Source organism: Streptomyces sp. PSU-S4-23 (assembly GCF_055632315.1).
Genome location: NZ_JBVMUU010000002.1, coordinates 5,221,429 through 5,238,865, shown reverse-complemented (window position 1 = coordinate 5,238,865; position 17,437 = coordinate 5,221,429). Strand labels below are relative to the sequence as shown.

Annotated in this window: 17 protein-coding genes; 7 read left to right on the top strand and 10 right to left on the bottom strand. The window is 73.0% G+C overall.

What is annotated here, in order from left to right; translation table 11 throughout:
• Window positions 1–177 precede the first annotated feature (177 nt).
• Window positions 178–753, bottom strand: a complete 576-nt coding sequence (locus ACZ79I_RS24130) for a sigma-70 family RNA polymerase sigma factor (protein WP_388373750.1) — start codon at window positions 751–753, stop codon at window positions 178–180.
• A 256-nt stretch (window positions 754–1,009) separates the two neighbouring features.
• Entirely contained in the window at window positions 1,010–1,621 is a 612-nt protein-coding gene (locus tag ACZ79I_RS24125) for a response regulator transcription factor (RefSeq protein WP_003948568.1), read from the bottom strand.
• Window positions 1,622–2,000: 379 nt separating this feature from the next.
• Between ACZ79I_RS24125 and ACZ79I_RS24120 the strand changes: the two genes are divergently transcribed.
• Complete coding sequence (locus ACZ79I_RS24120) at window positions 2,001–2,333, top strand: WhiB family transcriptional regulator (RefSeq protein ID WP_381081599.1); 333 nt, start codon at window positions 2,001–2,003, stop codon at window positions 2,331–2,333.
• A 383-nt stretch (window positions 2,334–2,716) separates the two neighbouring features.
• Here ACZ79I_RS24120 and ACZ79I_RS24115 read toward each other — a convergent pair whose 3' ends face one another.
• Window positions 2,717–3,613: a LysR family transcriptional regulator gene (locus tag ACZ79I_RS24115; protein WP_471499545.1), complete on the bottom strand. Its 897-nt coding sequence runs from the start codon at window positions 3,611–3,613 to the stop codon at window positions 2,717–2,719.
• An 80-nt stretch (window positions 3,614–3,693) separates the two neighbouring features.
• Between ACZ79I_RS24115 and ACZ79I_RS24110 the strand changes: the two genes are divergently transcribed.
• From ACZ79I_RS24110 to ACZ79I_RS24100, 3 genes are all read left to right on the top strand, one after another.
• Window positions 3,694–4,368 (top strand): MOSC domain-containing protein, encoded by a 675-nt coding sequence (locus ACZ79I_RS24110; protein WP_471499544.1) that lies wholly within the window; start codon window positions 3,694–3,696, stop codon window positions 4,366–4,368.
• Between the two features lie 198 nt (window positions 4,369–4,566).
• A complete protein-coding gene (locus tag ACZ79I_RS24105) occupies window positions 4,567–5,340 on the top strand; it encodes an SDR family NAD(P)-dependent oxidoreductase (protein ID WP_471499543.1) in 774 nt (257 codons plus the stop codon).
• Between the two features lie 116 nt (window positions 5,341–5,456).
• Window positions 5,457–6,164: an ester cyclase gene (locus ACZ79I_RS24100; RefSeq protein ID WP_471499542.1), complete on the top strand. Its 708-nt coding sequence runs from the start codon at window positions 5,457–5,459 to the stop codon at window positions 6,162–6,164.
• A 108-nt stretch (window positions 6,165–6,272) separates the two neighbouring features.
• Here the strand turns inward: ACZ79I_RS24100 and groL are convergent, their stop codons facing one another.
• From groL to ACZ79I_RS24080, 4 genes are all read right to left on the bottom strand, one after another.
• Window positions 6,273–7,898, bottom strand: a complete 1,626-nt coding sequence (groL, locus tag ACZ79I_RS24095; RefSeq protein ID WP_471499541.1) for a chaperonin GroEL — start codon at window positions 7,896–7,898, stop codon at window positions 6,273–6,275.
• 152 nt (window positions 7,899–8,050) lie between these two features.
• Window positions 8,051–8,359 carry a co-chaperone GroES gene (gene groES, locus ACZ79I_RS24090; RefSeq protein WP_014178834.1) on the bottom strand — a complete coding sequence of 103 codons (309 nt, stop codon included), beginning with the start codon at window positions 8,357–8,359 and terminating at the stop codon, window positions 8,051–8,053.
• Window positions 8,360–8,691: 332 nt separating this feature from the next.
• Entirely contained in the window at window positions 8,692–9,513 is an 822-nt protein-coding gene (locus tag ACZ79I_RS24085; RefSeq protein ID WP_471499540.1) for a polysaccharide deacetylase family protein, read from the bottom strand.
• Window positions 9,510–9,770 carry a hypothetical protein gene (locus tag ACZ79I_RS24080; protein ID WP_471499539.1) on the bottom strand — a complete coding sequence of 87 codons (261 nt, stop codon included), beginning with the start codon at window positions 9,768–9,770 and terminating at the stop codon, window positions 9,510–9,512. The genes ACZ79I_RS24085 and ACZ79I_RS24080 overlap by 4 nt, the downstream gene beginning before the upstream one ends.
• Before the next feature lie 90 nt (window positions 9,771–9,860).
• Here ACZ79I_RS24080 and ACZ79I_RS24075 point away from each other — a divergent pair, with 90 nt between their 5' ends.
• Window positions 9,861–11,048 carry a THUMP-like domain-containing protein gene (locus ACZ79I_RS24075; protein WP_471499538.1) on the top strand — a complete coding sequence of 396 codons (1,188 nt, stop codon included), beginning with the start codon at window positions 9,861–9,863 and terminating at the stop codon, window positions 11,046–11,048.
• Here ACZ79I_RS24075 and ACZ79I_RS24070 read toward each other — a convergent pair.
• Window positions 11,045–12,346, bottom strand: coding sequence for an RNA polymerase sigma factor (locus tag ACZ79I_RS24070; protein ID WP_471499537.1), 1,302 nt, complete (start codon window positions 12,344–12,346; stop codon window positions 11,045–11,047). The genes ACZ79I_RS24075 and ACZ79I_RS24070 overlap by 4 nt on opposite strands.
• Window positions 12,347–13,381: 1,035 nt before the next feature.
• On the opposite strand from ACZ79I_RS24070, the gene ACZ79I_RS24065 reads away from it, so the two are divergent.
• Window positions 13,382–14,737, top strand: a complete 1,356-nt coding sequence (locus tag ACZ79I_RS24065; RefSeq protein ID WP_471499536.1) for a PP2C family protein-serine/threonine phosphatase — start codon at window positions 13,382–13,384, stop codon at window positions 14,735–14,737.
• 83 nt (window positions 14,738–14,820) lie between these two features.
• Window positions 14,821–15,840, top strand: a complete 1,020-nt coding sequence (locus ACZ79I_RS24060) for an MASE1 domain-containing protein (RefSeq protein WP_471499535.1) — start codon at window positions 14,821–14,823, stop codon at window positions 15,838–15,840.
• Here the strand turns inward: ACZ79I_RS24060 and ACZ79I_RS24055 are convergent, their stop codons facing one another.
• Both ACZ79I_RS24055 and ACZ79I_RS24050 read right to left on the bottom strand, forming a co-directional pair.
• A complete protein-coding gene (locus ACZ79I_RS24055; protein ID WP_471499534.1) occupies window positions 15,841–16,197 on the bottom strand; it encodes a YciI family protein in 357 nt (118 codons plus the stop codon).
• Between the two features lie 122 nt (window positions 16,198–16,319).
• Window positions 16,320–17,384 (bottom strand): LCP family protein, encoded by a 1,065-nt coding sequence (locus tag ACZ79I_RS24050; RefSeq protein WP_471499533.1) that lies wholly within the window; start codon window positions 17,382–17,384, stop codon window positions 16,320–16,322.
• Between the last annotated feature and the right edge of the window lie 53 nt (window positions 17,385–17,437).

The following is a 17,437-nucleotide window of genomic DNA, read 5'->3' as shown; positions in this document are numbered from 1 at the left end:
AAATGGCCTTGATCGGTGCGGATGTCCATGCTAACGGGAAGCATGGCTTGCTCATTCCACGGCTGGGAGCCACTCCGGGCTTCGTATGTTCGTACGGAAACGGCGGGCCACCTGCTCATCCGGGCATGCCGCCGGCGAAGAAAGGCCCTGCCGCGGGGAAAGGGGCCCTGCGAGGGCCTACTGTTCCGCGAGCGCCCGCAGCCGGCTCAGCGCCCGGTGCTGCGCCACCCGCACCGCCCCCGGTGACATTCCCAACATCTGTCCCGTCTCCTCCGCCGTCAAGCCGACCGCGATGCGCAACAGGAGCAGCTCGCGCTGGTTCTCGGGGAGGTTGGCCAGGAGTTTCTTGGCCCACTCGGCGTCACTGCTCAGCAGCGCCCGCTCCTCCGGGCCCAGCGAGTCGTCCGGGCGCTCGGGCATCTCGTCCGAGGGAACCGCCGTCGAGCCCGGGTGGCGCATCGCCGCGCGCTGCAGATCGGCGACCTTGTGCGCGGCGATCGCGAAGACGAACGCCTCGAAGGGGCGCCCGGTGTCCTTGTAGCGCGGCAGCGCGAGGAGCACCGCGACGCAGACCTCCTGGGCCAGGTCCTCGACGAAGTGCCGCGCGTCTCCGGGCAGTCGCGACAGGCGCGTACGGCAGTAGCGCAGGGCCAGGGGGTGGACGCGGGCGAGCAGATCGTGAGTTGCCTGCTGGTCGCCGTCGACGGCGCGGTGGACGAGCGCACCGATCACCGTCGTCTCGTCGTCGCGCATCGGTCCATGGTGCCTCGGCGTCGTTCGCTCCGTGGCACCGCGTCCGTAGTTGTGCACCGAAGCGTTATGAGCAGGTGCGCCGGAACTCATCTCCTGCGCCTTCCCCTCACGCTCGACCGACTCGTCCCCGAGGAACTCCACACCTCAAGGATGCGGCATCCGCGGCGAAACGAGCAGCCGGCACCCGGCGGGCCGCTTTGCCAACCCCGCCCACCATGCGGTAGGCGGGGATCCGCACACCCCCGCGGTGATCCACTTAGCGGACCAGGCCCCACCGGAAGCCGAGCGCCACCGCGTGCGCGCGGTCCGAGGCGCCGAGCTTCTTGAACAGCCGCCTGGCGTGCGTCTTCACGGTGTCCTCGGAGAGGAACAGCTCGCGGCCGATCTCCGCGTTGGAGCGACCGTGGCTCATGCCTTCGAGCACCTGGATCTCGCGTGCCGTGAGCGTCGGCGCGGCGCCCATCTCGGCCGAGCGCAGCCGCCGCGGGGCGAGCCGCCAGGTCGGGTCGGCGAGGGCCTGGGTGACGGTCGCCCGCAGTTCCGCGCGCGAGGCGTCCTTGTGCAGATAGCCCCGCGCACCGGCGGCCACCGCGAGCGCCACCCCGTCCAGGTCCTCGGCGACGGTGAGCATGATGATGCGCGCCCCGGGGTCGGCGGACAGCAGCCGGCGCACGGTCTCGACGCCGCCCAGACCGGGCATGCGTACGTCCATCAGAATCAGGTCCGAGCGGTCGGCACCCCAGCGGCGGAGGACTTCCTCGCCGTTGGCCGCCGTCGTCACACGCTCGACGCCGGGCACGGTCGCCACCGCGCGGCGGAGCGCCTCTCGGGCAAGCGGGGAGTCGTCGCAGACGAGGACGGATGTCATGACCGCCCTCCGCAGCTGATGCGCGTCACCTTGAGCCTCCAGGCTGGTACGAATCGTCACCTGAGCGGTCGACGCCCTCGGACGCCTGCCCGAGCGCTTCTTGTTTCAACCGCCTCCGCACTCTCAACGATGGTCACTCGAAAGAGTTACGGTGCAGCAAGCCATCTTCGGCACTGTACGTGAGGGTGCGGACACGGTGCAGACATGCGCGGCGGACCCTCGAACTTTCAACACAACCTATGCCCCATTTAGACGCTTTTCTTCCCGTTAGGTGGTGTCTGGAGCTAGATTCGCAATGAGTCATATTTTCATCTCCTAAGATCGTCTATGCACGGTCGGGGGCACGTATCCGCACAGAACGGCAACGAGGGGACATGCAATGGCAGACTTCTCCCGCCTTCCCGGTCCGAACGCGGATCTGTGGGACTGGCAGCTCCATGCGGCCTGCCGCGGGGTCGACAGTTCGCTCTTCTTCCATCCGGAGGGTGAGCGCGGAGCGGCCCGGAGCGCTCGCGAGAACTCGGCCAAAGAGGTCTGCATGAGGTGCCCCGTGCGCGCGGAGTGCGCTGCCCATGCACTGGCAGTGCGCGAGCCGTACGGCGTGTGGGGCGGACTGACCGAGGACGAGCGCGAAGAGCTCATGGGCCGGGCACGGAACCGGCTGGTACCGGCGTCGACCAGCAGCGGGGGCACGGCCGCCTCGAACAACTGAAGGAACGTTTCTGCAGACGGGCGCGCGCGAGCGTGCCCATATTCTTGGGGCGAGGGCCCCTTCTTGAGGGGGAGGACGGCGGGTGCGAGGGCCCGTCACGAGGCGCGAGCGCCTCCTTCCGGCAACGGCCCGGGTCGAGGCGAGACCGCCTCTCCGGGCGGCGAGCCACTCTTCGGGCCTCACAGCGAGGCACCACTCATGGAGCCGCGGTCCCCGTTCGAAGCGGGCCTGGCCCAGACCACCCGGGCCCTGTCGCCACATTCCCGTCGTGCGCCCGAAGGGCGGGCCGCGCGGCGCCGTGGGGGCACCGCCCGCACGAGCGCAGCCGAGCGAGGGGGAGCGCGCATGGCATCGCACGGCAGACGGGAACGCGACGACAGGGCCTAGCGCCCGGCAGCCCGTTCCAGTTCCTCCAGCGTCGCCGCCACCGCCGGCACCTGGGCCAGGTCGGGCAGCGTGAGGGCGACGATCTCCCGTGGTACCGCCGGTTCCAGCGTGACCGGGCGGGCGCCCCTCGGGCGTACGGACTCGAGCGCGAGCTGGGGCAGGACGGCCACGCCGAGGCCGGCACCCACCAGGCCGGCCACCGCCGGGTAGTCGTCGGTCGCGAAGTCGATGCGGGGCGTGAAGCCGGCGCTCTCGCACACCTCCACCAGTTGCCCCCGGCAGCGCGGGCAGCCCGCGATCCACGGCTCCCCCGCGAGGTCGCCGATCGCGACGGATCCCGCGCGCGCGAGGCGGTGCCTCTCGGGGACCAGCCCGACCAGCCGGTCGGTGAGCAGATGGCGCACGACCAGGTCGCCCCACTCCTCGGCGCCCGCCGCACCCTCGTAACGGAAGGCGAGCGCGATGTCGCAGTCGCCGGCACGCAGCTTCTCGACGGACTCGGGCGGTTCGGCCTCCTCCAGCGAGACCCGGGTGCCGGGGTGCGCGGCGCGCAGGGCGGCGAGCGCGGCGGGGACGAGCGTGGAGCTGCCGCTCGGGAAGGAGACCAGGCGCACCCGGCCGGCCCTGAGCCCGGCGATGGCGGCGACCTCTTCCTCGGCGGCCGTCAGCCCGGCGAGGATGCCCGCCGCGTGCCGCACCAGCGCCTCACCGGCCTGCGTCAGACGCATCGCGCGGCCGCTGCGGATCAGCAGCGGCGTACCGACGGACGACTCCAGCGCCTTCATCTGCTGGCTGACGGCGGGCTGTGTGCAGCCCAGCTCGCGGCCCGCCGCCGAGAAGGAACCCGTCGCGGCCACGGCGCGCAGCACACGGAGATGGCGGGCCTCGATCACCCTGCGAGCATAAGGGAGCCTTGGGCATCGCCGCCAATAATGCGTCGACGCTTTGACGCTGTATCCCTTACCGTGCGGCCATGAAGCTTCTGTCCCTGAATCTGGGCCGGCCGAGGGTCGTCGGGTACACCGACCAGGCGGAGGGCCTGACCGGCATCGACAAGCGGCCCGTGGACGGGCCGGTCCGGGTGGCCGCGCCCGGGCCGAAGGGCACCGGGGCGAGCGGGCTGGCCGGGGACGCGGTGTGCGATCTGCGGCACCACGGCGGAGACGACCAGGCGGTGTACGCGTTCGCCCGCGAGGACCTGGACGACTGGGAGCGGGAGCTGGGCCGGCGGCTGCCGAGCGGCTCCTTCGGCGAGAACCTCACCACCGAGGGGCTCGACGTGTCCGGCGCGCTGATCGGCGAGCGCTGGCGCATCGGGCGCGAGGTGGTGCTGGAGGTCACCTCCGGGCGGATTCCGTGCCGCACCTTCCAGGAGCACCTGGGCGAGCGCGGCTGGGTCAGGCGGTTCACCCGGAGAGGGGCGCCGGGTGCCTATCTGCGGGTGATCGAGCCGGGTGAGATACGGACCGGCGATCCCATCGAGATCGTGCACCGGCCCGGGCACGACATCACCGTGGCCGTCCAGTTCCGGGCGTCCACGACGGAACGGCATCTGCTGCCGAGTCTGTCGGCGGCCGGCGACACGCTGCACACCGAGACCGCCGCGGCGGTCCGGGAGTACGCGCGCAAGCACGCGGCTGACGGCTGACGGCTGACGGCTGACGGCTGACGAGGCAGGGGGGCGACCTCGGCGGCGGAGCCGTGAACGTGCCCGTACGGGGAGCGGACCGGCCCGGAGGTCCGGGCCCGCGGCACCGGGCGGCCACCGTCTCCTGCGGCGCGACCCGGCGGTGCGAGCCGGCCATCCACTCCTCCCGGAGAGCGGCGCAGTCAATATCGTTGGCCCATGACAACGGCTCTGATTACGGGATCGACCGCGGGCATCGGCGCCGCGTTCGCACGGCGGCTCGCCGCCGACGGCCATGACCTCGTCCTGGTGGCCCGCGACGGCAACCGGCTGCGGGAGCAGGCGACCGAGTTGCACGACCGGCACGGCATCGAGGCGGAGGTCCTGACGGCGGACCTGGCCACGGACGACGGCATCGAGGCGGTCGCCCGGCGTCTGTCCGACCTCAGGAACCCGGTCGACCTGCTCGTCAACAACGCGGGCTTCGGCAACAAGGGCCGTTATCTCGACGTGCCGATGGCCGACGAGCTGCGGATGCTGAAGGTGCACTGCGAGGCCGTGCTGCGGCTGACGAGCGCGGCGTCGGAGGCGATGCGCACCCGCGGGCGCGGCGGGATCGTCAACGTGGCCTCGGTGGCGGCGTTCGTCCCGCGCGGCACGTACGGCGCGTCCAAGGCGTGGGTCGTGCAGTTCACGCAGGGCGCGGCGCGGGACCTGGCCGGGTCGGGGGTACGGCTGATGGCGCTGTGCCCGGGGTTCGTCCGCACGGAGTTCCACGAGCGGGCCGGGATGGGCACGGACAACATCCCGAACTGGATGTGGCTGGATGCGGACAAGCTGGTGGCCTCGTCGCTCGCGGACCTTGCCCGGGGCAAGACGCTGTCCATCCCGGACCCGCGGTACAAGGCGCTGATGGGCGTGGTGAAGGTGACGCCGCGAGCGCTGCTGGGAGGGATCAGCTCGCGGACGGGGCGCAGGTACGGGCCGCGGTAGGACACCGGTGCGGCCTTCGACGGCACGGCCGCGGGCCGCGGCAGGACAGGTGGCGCCGCCCCTCGGGTGGGAAAATGGCCTTACACACCGGACCCAGGGGGGCCGGAGGCGGCGTCATGACATTCGTGCAGCTCATCGACTGCAAGACCAGCCGGTTCGACGAGATGAACCGGCTCTTGGACACCTGGGCCGAGCAGACCCGGGGCAAACGGACCGCGACCCACAGCGTCATCGGCCAGGACCGCTCCGACGCCTCGCACCTCGTCGAGATCGTGGAGTTCCCCTCGTACGAGGAGGCGATGCGGAACTCGCGCCTTCCGGAGACCGCCCTGATCTTCCGCGAGATGGTCTCCCTCTGCGAGGAGGAGCCCACGTTCACGGACCTGGACGTGGTGCGGGACGAGCAGTTGAACGCGACGGCCGTCCGGCGGTTCTTCGAGACGCTTCCCGGTGAGGGTGAGCCGCCGCCGCTCGACGGTCTGCTGACCGAGGACCACCATCACCACGATCCCGCCGACGCGCAGGAGGTCATCGGGATGGACGCCGTGCGCCGCGAACTGCGGGTGTGGCGGGACGGCTTCGACTTCGCGTTCACCGTCGAGGACCAGATCTGCGAGGGCGACCGGGTGTGCACACGGTGGACCTGGAACGGCCGGCACAGGGGCGAGTTCCTCGGGATCGCGGCCACGGGCCGGAAGGTCGCCATGACCGGCACGACCGTCTTCCGGTGCACCGAGGACGGGAAGATCGCGGAGGGCTGGTGGCAGTACGACCGGCTCGGGTTGATGGCCCAGTTGGGGGCGCTCGACGAGCTGGAGGCCTGACGCGGGGTCACCGCAGCGTCGGCGCGTCACGGACGCCGTGCCGGAACACGCCGGGGCCCGGCACTCCGGAGCGGAGTGCCGGGCCCCGGCGCGGACGGCCGTCCCGCGTCAGTGGGCGTGACCGTGGCCGTGGCCGGCCGCGGCCGGCTCCTCCTCTTCCTTCTTCTCGACGACCAGGGTCTCGGTCGTCAGCAGGAGGGAGGCGATGGAGGCGGCGTTCTCCAGGGCGGAGCGGGTGACCTTGACCGGGTCGATGACGCCGGCCTTGATCAGGTCGCCGTACTCACCGGTGGCGGCGTTGTAGCCGTTGCCCTTCTCCAGGTCGGCGACCTTGGAGGCGATGACGTAGCCCTCAAGGCCCGCGTTCTCGGCGATCCAGCGCAGCGGCTCGACGACCGCGCGGCGGACGATGGCGACACCGGTGGCCTCGTCGCCCTGCTTGCCGAGGCCGTCGGCAAGCACCTTGGAGGCGTGGACCAGCGCGGAGCCGCCACCGGAGACGATGCCCTCCTCGACCGCGGCACGGGTCGCGGAGATGGCGTCCTCCAGGCGGTGCTTCTTCTCCTTCAGCTCCACCTCGGTGGCGGCGCCGACCTTGATCACGCACACGCCGCCGGCCAGCTTCGCGAGGCGCTCCTGGAGCTTCTCGCGGTCCCAGTCGGAGTCCGTGGTCTCGATCTCGGCCTTGATCTGGGCGACGCGGCCCGCGACGTCCTCGCTCTTGCCGCCGCCGTCGACGATGGTGGTGTCGTCCTTGGTGACCGTGATGCGGCGGGCGGTGCCCAGCACGTCCAGGCCGACCTGGTCGAGCTTGAGGCCGACCTCCTCGGAGACGACGGTGGCGCCGGTGAGGACCGCCATGTCCTGCAGCATCGCCTTGCGGCGGTCGCCGAAGCCGGGGGCCTTGACGGCGACGGCGTTGAACGTGCCGCGGATCTTGTTCACGACGAGGGTGGACAGGGCCTCGCCCTCGACGTCCTCGGCGATGATCAGCAGCGGCTTGGAGGAGCCCGCCTGGATGACCTTCTCCAGCAGCGGCAGCAGGTCCGCGATGGAGGAGATCTTGCCCTGGTTGATGAGGATGTACGGGTCGTCGAGAACGGCCTCCATGCGCTCCTGGTCCGTCACGAAGTACGGCGACAGGTAGCCCTTGTCGAAGGCCATGCCCTCGGTGAAGTCCAGCTCCAGACCGAAGGTGTTGGACTCCTCGACGGTGATGACGCCGTCCTTGCCGACCTTGTCCATCGCCTCGGCGATCAGCTCGCCGACCTGCTGGTCCTGGGCGGACAGCGCGGCGACGGCGGCGATGTCGGACTTCTCGTCGATTGGGCGGGCGGTGGCCAGCAGGTCGTCGGAGACGGCCTTGACGGCGGCGTCGATGCCCTTCTTCAGGGAGGCCGGGGAGGCACCCGCGGCGACGTTCTTCAGGCCCTCGCGCACCAGCGCCTGGGCGAGCACGGTGGCGGTGGTCGTACCGTCACCCGCGATGTCGTTGGTCTTGGTCGCCACCTCCTTCACCAGCTGGGCGCCGAGGTTCTCGTACGGGTCCTCGATCTCCACCTCACGGGCGATGGTGACACCGTCGTTGGTGATGGTCGGGGCACCGAACTTCTTGTCGATGACGACGTTGCGGCCCTTGGGGCCGATCGTCACCTTGACCGTGTCGGCAAGCTTGTTGACGCCGCGCTCGAGGGCGCGACGGGCGTCCTCGTCGAACTTCAGGATCTTCGCCATGGAGCGTTTCAGTCCTCTCGAATGCGATCTCCGGCCGCCGCCCTGCCGGAGCGGCCGCCATCGCGGTGAAAAACGAACGGCGCCCCCGGCGCCCGGCCTGTCAACGGTCGCGGGGGCCAGGGGCGCAGCTCACAGCGGTCTGCTTCGGTGACTTACTTCTCGATGATCGCGAGCACGTCGCGAGCCGAGAGGACGAGGTACTCCTCGCCGTTGTACTTCACCTCGGTGCCGCCGTACTTGCTGTAGAGCACGACGTCGCCGACCGAGACGTCGAGCGGAAGACGGTTGCCGTCCTCGAAGCGGCCCGGGCCCACGGCGAGGACGACACCCTCCTGGGGCTTCTCCTTCGCGGTGTCCGGGATGACCAGGCCAGAGGCCGTGGTCTGCTCGGCGTCCAGCGGCTGGACCACGATGCGGTCCTCAAGCGGCTTGATGGCAACCTTGGAGCTGGCGGTCGTCACGATCCGACCTCCCCCTTCGGAGATCTCACGGGGTTAACTGTCTGAGGTGGCGACCAGGTCGATCCGTCGTCGCGGGTGCCGGACCTGCCCGTCGCTGTGTTGGCACTCTCCAGTGGTGAGTGCCAGAGCCGAGACTATGACCGCGATTAGCACTCGGTCAAGCGGAGTGCCAGTCGCCCTCGGCGCGGCGGCCGCACGGCCGGGCGTCGCGCCCCGGCGGCCGCGGCCCGACGGCGTGCAGGACGGGCCGCGGGGTGCCCGCCGAACCGGCGGGAGCGGGGCATGGAACGAACCACCGGCCGGGATCGCCCGAACGGCCGCTCCCGGCCCGGCTACAGGTAGTCCTCCAAGCGCCCCACCGTGAAACCCGCCGCCTGGATGCGGCGCAGGAGCCGGGTCGTCTCCGCGGTGAGGGACGTGCGGGGACGGCCCGCCTCATGGGGCAGGACAATGTCGCCGGGGCGCAGGGCCATACCGCTGCCGTACGGGCCGGGCTCCCCGCCCGGGGTCGGGCGCCACAGGATCAGGGCCGTGACGCCGCAGTCCGCCGCCGCACGCAGCGTCATGCGGTCGTAGGTGCCGTACGGCGGGCGCAGCAGCCGCGGGCGCAGGCCCAGGCGGCGTCCGATGCGGTCCCGCTGGCCGCAGATCTCGGCACGCTGCTCCTCGTAGGGGCGGCCGCGCAGCCCGGCGTGGCCGAGGGTGCGGTTCTGGATGCCCGCTCCGGCCGCGCGCAGCCGCGCGACGTGCCCGTAGCCCCGGCCGACGGCACCGGCGGTGAGGAACACGCTGACGGGCAGCCGCAGTTCACGCACCATGTCGACGAACCGGGCGTCTCTTTCGGCGCCCTCGTCGTAGGTGAGGAAGACCACCTTGTCGCGGGTGGGGACGCGGTCGAGGACGAGCGGCAGGTCTCTGCCCCCGCGGCCCTCGGCGGAGCCCGGGGAACGGTCCGGCCGGGGTGCGGGCGCGAGCGGGGCGGGCAGCCCCCAGCGACGGTAGGCCCGTTCGCGGGGCCCGTTCGGGGTGTGCACCTCCTGCGCCGCCTTCTCGCCCAGCCGTTCGAGGGGGTCGACGGACTGGGCGCAGCCGGACAGGAGGGCGACGGCGAGGGCCCCGGCGAGCAGGATCCGCGCCTGCCGCCGCGCGCTCACAGGCGGCCCTCCAGGCGCGCCACCGCGGGGCGTACCCGATGCCGCGCGTTCCGGTGCGGCCGGCCGCGGAACCCGCCGTCCGCCCCGGCGTCGGTGCGGCCGGCTGCGAGGGAGGTGCCGGCGGGGACGACGAGGGAGGCACGCGCCACGGGCGCGGCCCCGGCACGCCGCGCCCGCCGCGCGGTGCGCTGCGCGCGGACCGCCCGCCCCTTCCGCCGCCATGCGCACCTCTTGTCGTCTTGTCGCACCAGTCGCATGGCGCCGGATCCTTCCAGCCGTCGGCGGCCGCACCGGGCCGACACCGCGACCGGACGCACGCCGTCCACCGACTGGCCGACAATGGCCCCGTGACCGACCACTCCTTCGCGTCCCTGCTCACCCCCGAGGGCCGCGCCCTCCTCGACGAGGTGCGCGGCACCGCTCCCGCGCGGGAGCTGGCCGTCGCCACCCGGCTGCGCCGCGAGCACCCCGCCGGACTGGTCTCGGCGGCCCTCGCGCAGGCGCGGCTGCGGGAGCGGGCGGCGGCGAAGTTCGGCGCGGACGCGGGGCGGATGTTCTTCACGCCGGACGGCGTCGAGCAGTCCACGAGGGCCACGGTCGCGGCCCACCGCGCGCGACGGCTGCGGGAGCTGGGCGCGGCCTCCGTCGCCGACCTGTGCTGCGGCATCGGCGGCGACGCGATCGCGCTCGCCCGGGCCGGCATCCGGGTCCTGGCGGTGGACCGCGACCCGCTGACGGCGGCGGTGGCCCGGGCCAACGCCGAGGCGCTGGGCCTGTCCGCGCTGATCGAGGTGCGCGAGGCGGACGTCACGGACGTGGACACATCGCCGTACGACGCGGTGTTCGTGGACCCCGCGCGGCGGGGCGGCAGGGGCAGGGTCTTCGACCCGGAGGCGTACTCACCACCGCTGTCCTGGGCCGTGGCCGCGGCCCTGAAGGCCCCGCGAGCCGCCCTGAAGGTCGCGCCGGGCATCCCGCACGAGGCGGTGCCCGCCGAGGCGGAGGCCGAGTGGATCTCGGACGGCGGGGATGTGAAGGAGGCGGTGCTGTGGTTCGGCACGGAACCGGGACTCGTACGCGCCACTCTGCTGCCGGGCCCGCGGACGCTGCGCGGCCGGGGCCTGCCCGACCCGCCGGTGCGCCCGCCCGGCCGCTACCTCTACGAACCCGACGGCGCCGCGATCCGCGCGCACCTGGTGGCGGAGGTGGCCGACGAACTGGACGGCGGGCTGGTCGACGGGACGATCGCGTACATCACGGCGGACGAGCTGCGCGCCTCGCCGTACGCCACCGCGTACGAGATCACCGACCGGCTCCCCTTCAACGTGAAGAAGCTGAAGGCGCTGCTGCGGGAGCGGGAGGTCGGCGTCCTGACCGTCAAGAAGCGCGGCTCGGCGGTCGAACCGGAGGAACTGCGGCGCAAGGTCCTGCCCCGGCCGCAGGGACCGAACGCGGTGACCGTGTTCCTGACGCGGGTCGCGGGGGCGCCGACGATGCTGCTGGGCCGGCCGGCCCGGCAGCAGCCGGCCGGCTAGCGGCAGTCCTCCGCGCGCGCCCGGAGCAGCTGCCGCTCCCGGTCGTTGCGGGCGAGGGAGGCGGCCCGTGCGAACTCGGTGCGGGCCTCGGCGGTCCGCCCCAGGCGGGCCAGCAGGTCGCCGCGGACGCTGGGCAGCAAGTGGTAGTCGCGCAGGGCCGGTTCGGCGGCGAGGCGGTCCACGATCTCCAGGGCCGGGCCCGGGCCCTGGGCCATGGAGACGGCGACCGCGCGGTTCAGCTCGACCACGGGCGACGGCGACCGGGCGGCGAGCAGGCCGTACAGGGTCGCGATGCTCGCCCAGTCCGTCTCCTCGTAGGTGTGGGCGTGCGCGTGGCACGCGGCGATCGCGGCCTGGAGGGCGTACGGCCCCGGGGCGCCGGATGGGGGTCCGCCCTGCTCGAGCGAAGCCGAGAGCTTGGGGGAGGCCGCGTCGGCTCGGCCGAGGGCGGCGATGCCGCGCGCGATGAGCATGCGGTTCCAGCGGGCCCGGTTCTGGTCCCTGAGCAGGACGGGCTCTCCGGAGGGTCCCGTGCGGGCGGCGGAGCGTGACGTCTGGAACTCCAGCAGCGCGGCCAGCCCGTGCACCTCGGGCTCCTTGGGCATCAACTCGGCCAGCACACGGGCCAGCCGGAGCGCGTCCTCGCACAGGGCGGGGCGCAGCAGGTCGTCGCCCGCGGTGGCCGCGTACCCCTCGTTGAAGATCAGATAGATGACCTCCAGCACGGAGTCGAGGCGGGCCTCGCGGTCCGGCCCGTACGGCACCTCGAAGGCGACGCCCTTCGCGGCGAGCGTCCGCTTGGCCCGCACGATGCGCTGGGCGACGGTGGCCTCCGGCACCAGGAACGCCCGGGCGATCTCGGCCGTGGTCAGCCCGCCGAGCAGCCGCAGGGTGAGCGCGATGCGGGACTCGGCGGACAGCACGGGATGGCAGGCGGTGAAGACCAGCCGCAGCAGGTCGTCGTCGATGTCGTCGGGGTAGGACGGCTCGTCGACGTGGTACGGCGCGGCCTCCAGGTCCCGCCCGACCTCCTCCAGCTTGCGCGCGTACCGCTCCCGGCGGCGGACGAGGTCGACCGCGCGGCGCCTGGCGGTGGTCATCAGCCAGGCGCCGGGGTTGTCGGGCACCCCGTCGCGCGGCCACTGCTCCAGGGCGGCGACCAGCGCGTCCTGCGCCAGCTCCTCGGCTATCCCGACGTCCCGGACGATCCGGGCGACACCGGCGATGACGCGCGGGGACTCCATCCGGAACACGGTCTCGATGGCACCGGCCGCCGCGGCGGTGGCCTTCGGTGTCATGGGGAGCCTCCTGGTGCGTGCGGCCCTGCGGGCCGGGGAATCCGGTCCGTGCGGCCGGCCCTGCGGGGCCGGGGGTCAAGTCTGTCGCGCGCAAAGCCGGGGAGCCACGCTCCGGGCCGGGCGGGGCGGCCGTGGCCGCGCAGAGGGCACACGGCGTCCCGCCCGCCGCGGAGCCGCGCCCCAGGCCGGGGCCGGGACCGGGCGGCACCGGGCGGCCGAAGCCGGACTGCCGGGACCAGTCGGGCGGGACCGGGCGGGCGGAGCCGGACTGCCGGGACCGGGTGGCCGGAGCCGGACGGCCGGGACCAGGCGGGCGGAACCGGACGGCCGAGACCGGGTGAGCGGCGCCGGACGGCCGGGACCGGGTGAGCGGCGCCGGACGGCCGAGACCGGGTGGAGCCGGGCGGCCGAGACCAGGCGCGCGGAGCCGGACGGCCGAGACCGGGTGGAGCCGAACGGCCGAGACCAGGCGCGCGGCGCCGGACGGCCGAGACCGGGTGGAGCCGAACGGCCGAGACCAGGCGCGCGGAGCCGGACGGCCGAGACCGGGTGGAGCCGAACGGCCGAGACCAGGCGCGCGGAACCGGACGGCCGAGACCGGGTGGAGCCGAACGGCCGAGACCAGGCGCGCGGAACCGGACGGCCGGGACCGGGTGGCCGGAGCCGAACGGCCGAGACCAGGCGCGCGGAACCGGACGGCCGAGACCGGGTGGAGCCGAACGGCCGAGACCAGGCGCGCGGAGCCGGACGGCCGGGACCGGGTGGAGCCGGGCGGCCGGGACCGGGTGGAGCCGGGCGGCCGGGACCGGGTGGAGGCGGGTGGCCGGGACCAGGTGGGGCATGCCGCTTTTGGAGCAATGGCCGGGACAGGCCGTCGGACCGTGCCACGCTGTGGTCAGTTTGATCACGGTCGGGTCGGGAGGCCGGGGTGTACCGCTCGGGTGAGTGGCTGGTTGAGCGGATCCGCGGTGACCGCCGGGCGGAGGCGGCCGGACACGGCGCCGGTTCCGCACATCAGGTCACCGGGCGTCCGTGATGGCGGGGAGCAAGGAGGGGCGGGATCCCGAGCAACCGCCGAGTCTTCCCGACCTGCGGCTGCGGCTGCGCGAGGAACTGGGCCGGATCGACGAGCAGTTGCGCGCCCTGCTCACGGCCACAGAACGGCTGCAGGGACTGCTGGACGCGGTGGTGGCCATCAGCCGGGAGGTGGAGCTGCCCGGGGTGCTGCACCGCATCGTGACCACCGCCATGGACCTGGTGGGTGCCCGCTACGGGGCGCTGGGAGTCCTCAACGAGTCCGGGGACTACCTGGACGAGTTCATCACCGCCGGGCTGTCCGAGCAGCAGCGCGCCGCCCTGGCCGGGGTCGATCTGCCGCGCGGCCGAGGCGTCCTCGGGTATCTGATCCACCACCCGGGTCCCCTGCGGATCGAGGACATCTCCAGCCACCCGGCCTCCGTCGGGTTCCCCCGCGGCCACCCGCACATGGGCCGCCTGCTCGGGGTCGCCATCAGAGTCCGCGGCGAGGTCTACGGCGACCTCTACCTCTGCGAGCGACACGACGGGCGGCCCTTCGACGTCCACGACGAGAACATCGTCGTCGCCCTGGCCAGTGCCGCCGGCATCGCGATCGAGAACGTCCGCCTGTTCGAACGGGTGCGCGCGGGGTCCGAGCAGTTCCAGCGGCTCCTGCTGCCGGCCCTGCCCGACCTGCGGCCGTTCACGACCGCGGCCATCTACCGGCCGGCCGCCCAGCCCAGCCGGCTGGGCGGGGACTGGTACGACGCCATCCTGCTGCCCGACGGTGTGGTGGCGGTCGTCATCGGCGACGTGGTCGGCCACGATCTGCACGCCGCGGCCGCCATGGCCTCCACCCGCAACATGCTGCGTGCCCTGCTGTTCGACCGGGGCAGTCCGCCCAGCGCGGTCCTCACCCAGCTCGACCGCACCCTCCAGGCCATCACCGACAATCCCGTCACCACCACCAACCTGGCCCGCATCGAACCCGACGGACCGGCCTGGCGGCTGCACTGGAGCACCGCGGGCCATGTCCCGCCGCTGCTGGTCGGCCCCGGCCGGAGGGCGGAATACCTCTTCGCCGAACCCGGGCCGCCGCTCGGGGTGGACCCCGAGCAGCCCCGCCCCGACCACATCCGCCCCCTGCCCCCGGACACCACCGTCGTCTTCTTCACCGACGGGCTCGTCGAACACCCGGACCACCCCATCGACGAGAGCCTGGACCAGCTCGCCGCTCTCGCCACCGCCCATGCCGGGCTGCCCCTGCAGGACTTCGTCCGGGCGCTGGCCGACCACCACCCCAGCGACGGTCATGACGACATGGCCATCCTCGCCCTGCGCACCCCGCCGGCCGGCCGGACGGCCGCCCCGTAGGCGGGCCGTCGCCGGTGACGTGGTGGAACCGGCGTGATCGGCGGACGATGGACTACGGGACGAAGCCGACAGGGAGCCTCCCGATGACTGTCGCCCGGCATGAGCGGCTGCGGCGCGGTGGCGTGGCCGCGCTGGAGATCTGCGCGGTCGCCGCGCTGTACTACGGCTCGGCCCGGCTGGGGCTGCTGCAGCACCTGGTGCGCGGCCAGGTCACCCCGCTGTGGCCGCCGACCGGGATCGCCCTGGCCGGGCTGCTCCTGCTCGGCCCGTGGGTCTGGCCCGGGATCGCGATCGGCGCGTTCCTGGTCAACATCACGCTCGGGCCGTCCGTCCCCGCCGTCCTCGCGATCACGCTGGGGAACACGCTCGCGCCCGTCTGCTCGTACCTGCTGCTGCGCCGCGTCCGGTTCCGCACGGAGATGGACCGGGTGCGGGACGCCCTCGCGCTGATCTTCCTCGGTGCGTTCGCCGGGATGCTGATCAGCTCGACGGTCGGCAGCGCCACCCTGTACCTCGCCGATGCGCTGCCCCCCGCCGGGTTCTGGCCGACGTGGTCGGTGTGGTGGACCGGCGACGCGATGGGCGTCCTGGTGGTCGCGCCGGTGCTGCTCGTCCTGCGCTCGGCGCACCGGCCGAGGGACCTCCGGGCGTCGCGATGGTGCGAGGGAGTACTGCTCGTGGTGGCCACCCTCGGTGTCGGCGTCCTGGAGACCGCCGAGGTGCCGCTCAGGTTCCTCGCCTTCCCGGTACTGATCTGGGCGGCCTTCCGCTTCCAGCTGGCGGGGGCCGCTCCCTGTGCGCTCGCCGTGTCGGTCTTCGCGATCGTCGCCGCCACCCGACGCGCGGGCCCGTTCGAAGGGCACGACCTGCTCACCACCATGATCAGTCTGCAGGCGTTCAACGCCTCCGCCGCCCTCACCGCGCTGCTGCTCGCGGCATCGGTCGCCGAGCGCAACCAGGCCCAGCGGGAGATCGAGCTGGCCTGCCGGCAGCTCGCCGAGATGGTGACGAGGAGCGCGCCCGGCGGCGTCCGCCGCCCCGCGCTCCCCGAGGACGGGGGCGACGCGGAAGAGGGCGGCGGACGGGGCCGGGAACCGCCGTGATCAGCCCTCCGCGATCTCGCGCACCTCGCAGGTGACCGTCCAGTACTCCTCGTGCACCTTCAGGAACCGCTTGGCCCACTCGATCGCCTCGGCCTGGTCCTTGCACTGCATGATCGCGTAGCCGCCGATGACCTCCTTGGACTCGGTGAACGGTCCGTCCGTGACGGAGACCTTCCCGCCCTCCCAGCGCACCCGGGTGCCCTGCGCGGACGGCGTCAGGCCGGCGGTGTCGAGCATCACCCCGGCCTTGGTGATCTCCTCGATCAGCTCGCCCATCCGCTCCATCAGCTCGGGGCTGGGGCCTTCCGGGGGCGCGGTGGTCTCGTCGATGCGCACGAGCGACATATAGCGCGGCATGGTGACTCCCGTGGTCGGCGGCCGGGCCTGTCCCGGCCTCACACCCGTGCGTCGAACGGCGACGGGGCGGATCGACACGGGCCGTGGAATTCCTTCGGGGAATCTTCCGGGCGCCGTCCGCCTCACCTCAGCGACGCCCACAGGTCGTCTGCCGCCGGCTGCTTCGCGATCACCCGGTTGGGGTCCGACGGGGCCGTCACCACCGGCATCGTCACCGTCTTCACGTGCGTCGCCGTCAGGCCCTTCAGGCTCTGCCCCAGGCGCACCAGCTCCGGCAGCGAGTCCAGTCCCGTGTCGGTGGTGAGGCTGCCGGTGACCGTGTCCGCGACCCGGTAGAGCTTCGCGGGGTCGGTCAGCAGGTCCGTGGCGGCGATCTGTTCCAGCAGTGCCTTCACCAGGTTCTGCTGGAGACCGATGCGGCCCAGGTCGCTGCCGTCGCCGATGCCGTGGCGGGTACGGGCCAGCGCCAGCGCCCGCGCGCCGGTCAGGTGGTGGGTGCCCGCCGTGAGGTGCAGATGGCTCTTGGCGTCGTCGATGTCCTCGTCGGTGGTGACCGTGACCCCGCCGAGCGCGTCCACCAGCCGCGCGAAGCCCGAGAAGTCGATCTCCAGGTAGTGGTCCATGCGGATGCCGGTGATCGACTCGGCCGTCTTGACCGCGCAGACCGGGCCGCCCACCGCGTACGCACTGTTGAACATCGCGTCGTGGGCCGCCGGGCTCGTACCGCCCGAGGCCGACGGGCACGAGGGCCGGGTGACCAGCGTGTCGCGCGGGATGCTCACCACCGTCGCGTCCGTGCGGCCCGCGTCGAGGTGCACCACCATCGCCGTGTCGGAGCGGGCGCCGGAGGTCCGGCCGCCGCCGAGCGCCGCGTTGGCCTTGCCGCTGCGCGAGTCGGAGCCCAGGACCAGGATGTTCAGGGGGCCGTCCGGCAGTCGCGAGGCGGACGAGGATCCCGAGGGTTCCGGGGCCGCCGCGGGCGCGGGGCGGTCGTCGCCCAGGGCGCCGTCGATGTCGACGCTCCTGATGTTGTGGTTCAGATGCCAGTACGCCCAGCCCGCACCGGCGGCCGAGAGGACGAGGCCGCACGCGGCCACGGCGCCGGCGGCCCTCCACAGGCGCGACCGCCGGCCGCCATGGTTCCCCGCGCTCCGGTTGCCGTCCGCGCGCTCCTCTTCTGACGTCACGCGCAGGAACGTAAATCGGATTTATGGCGAGCAGCGGTACCTGACCGCCATTC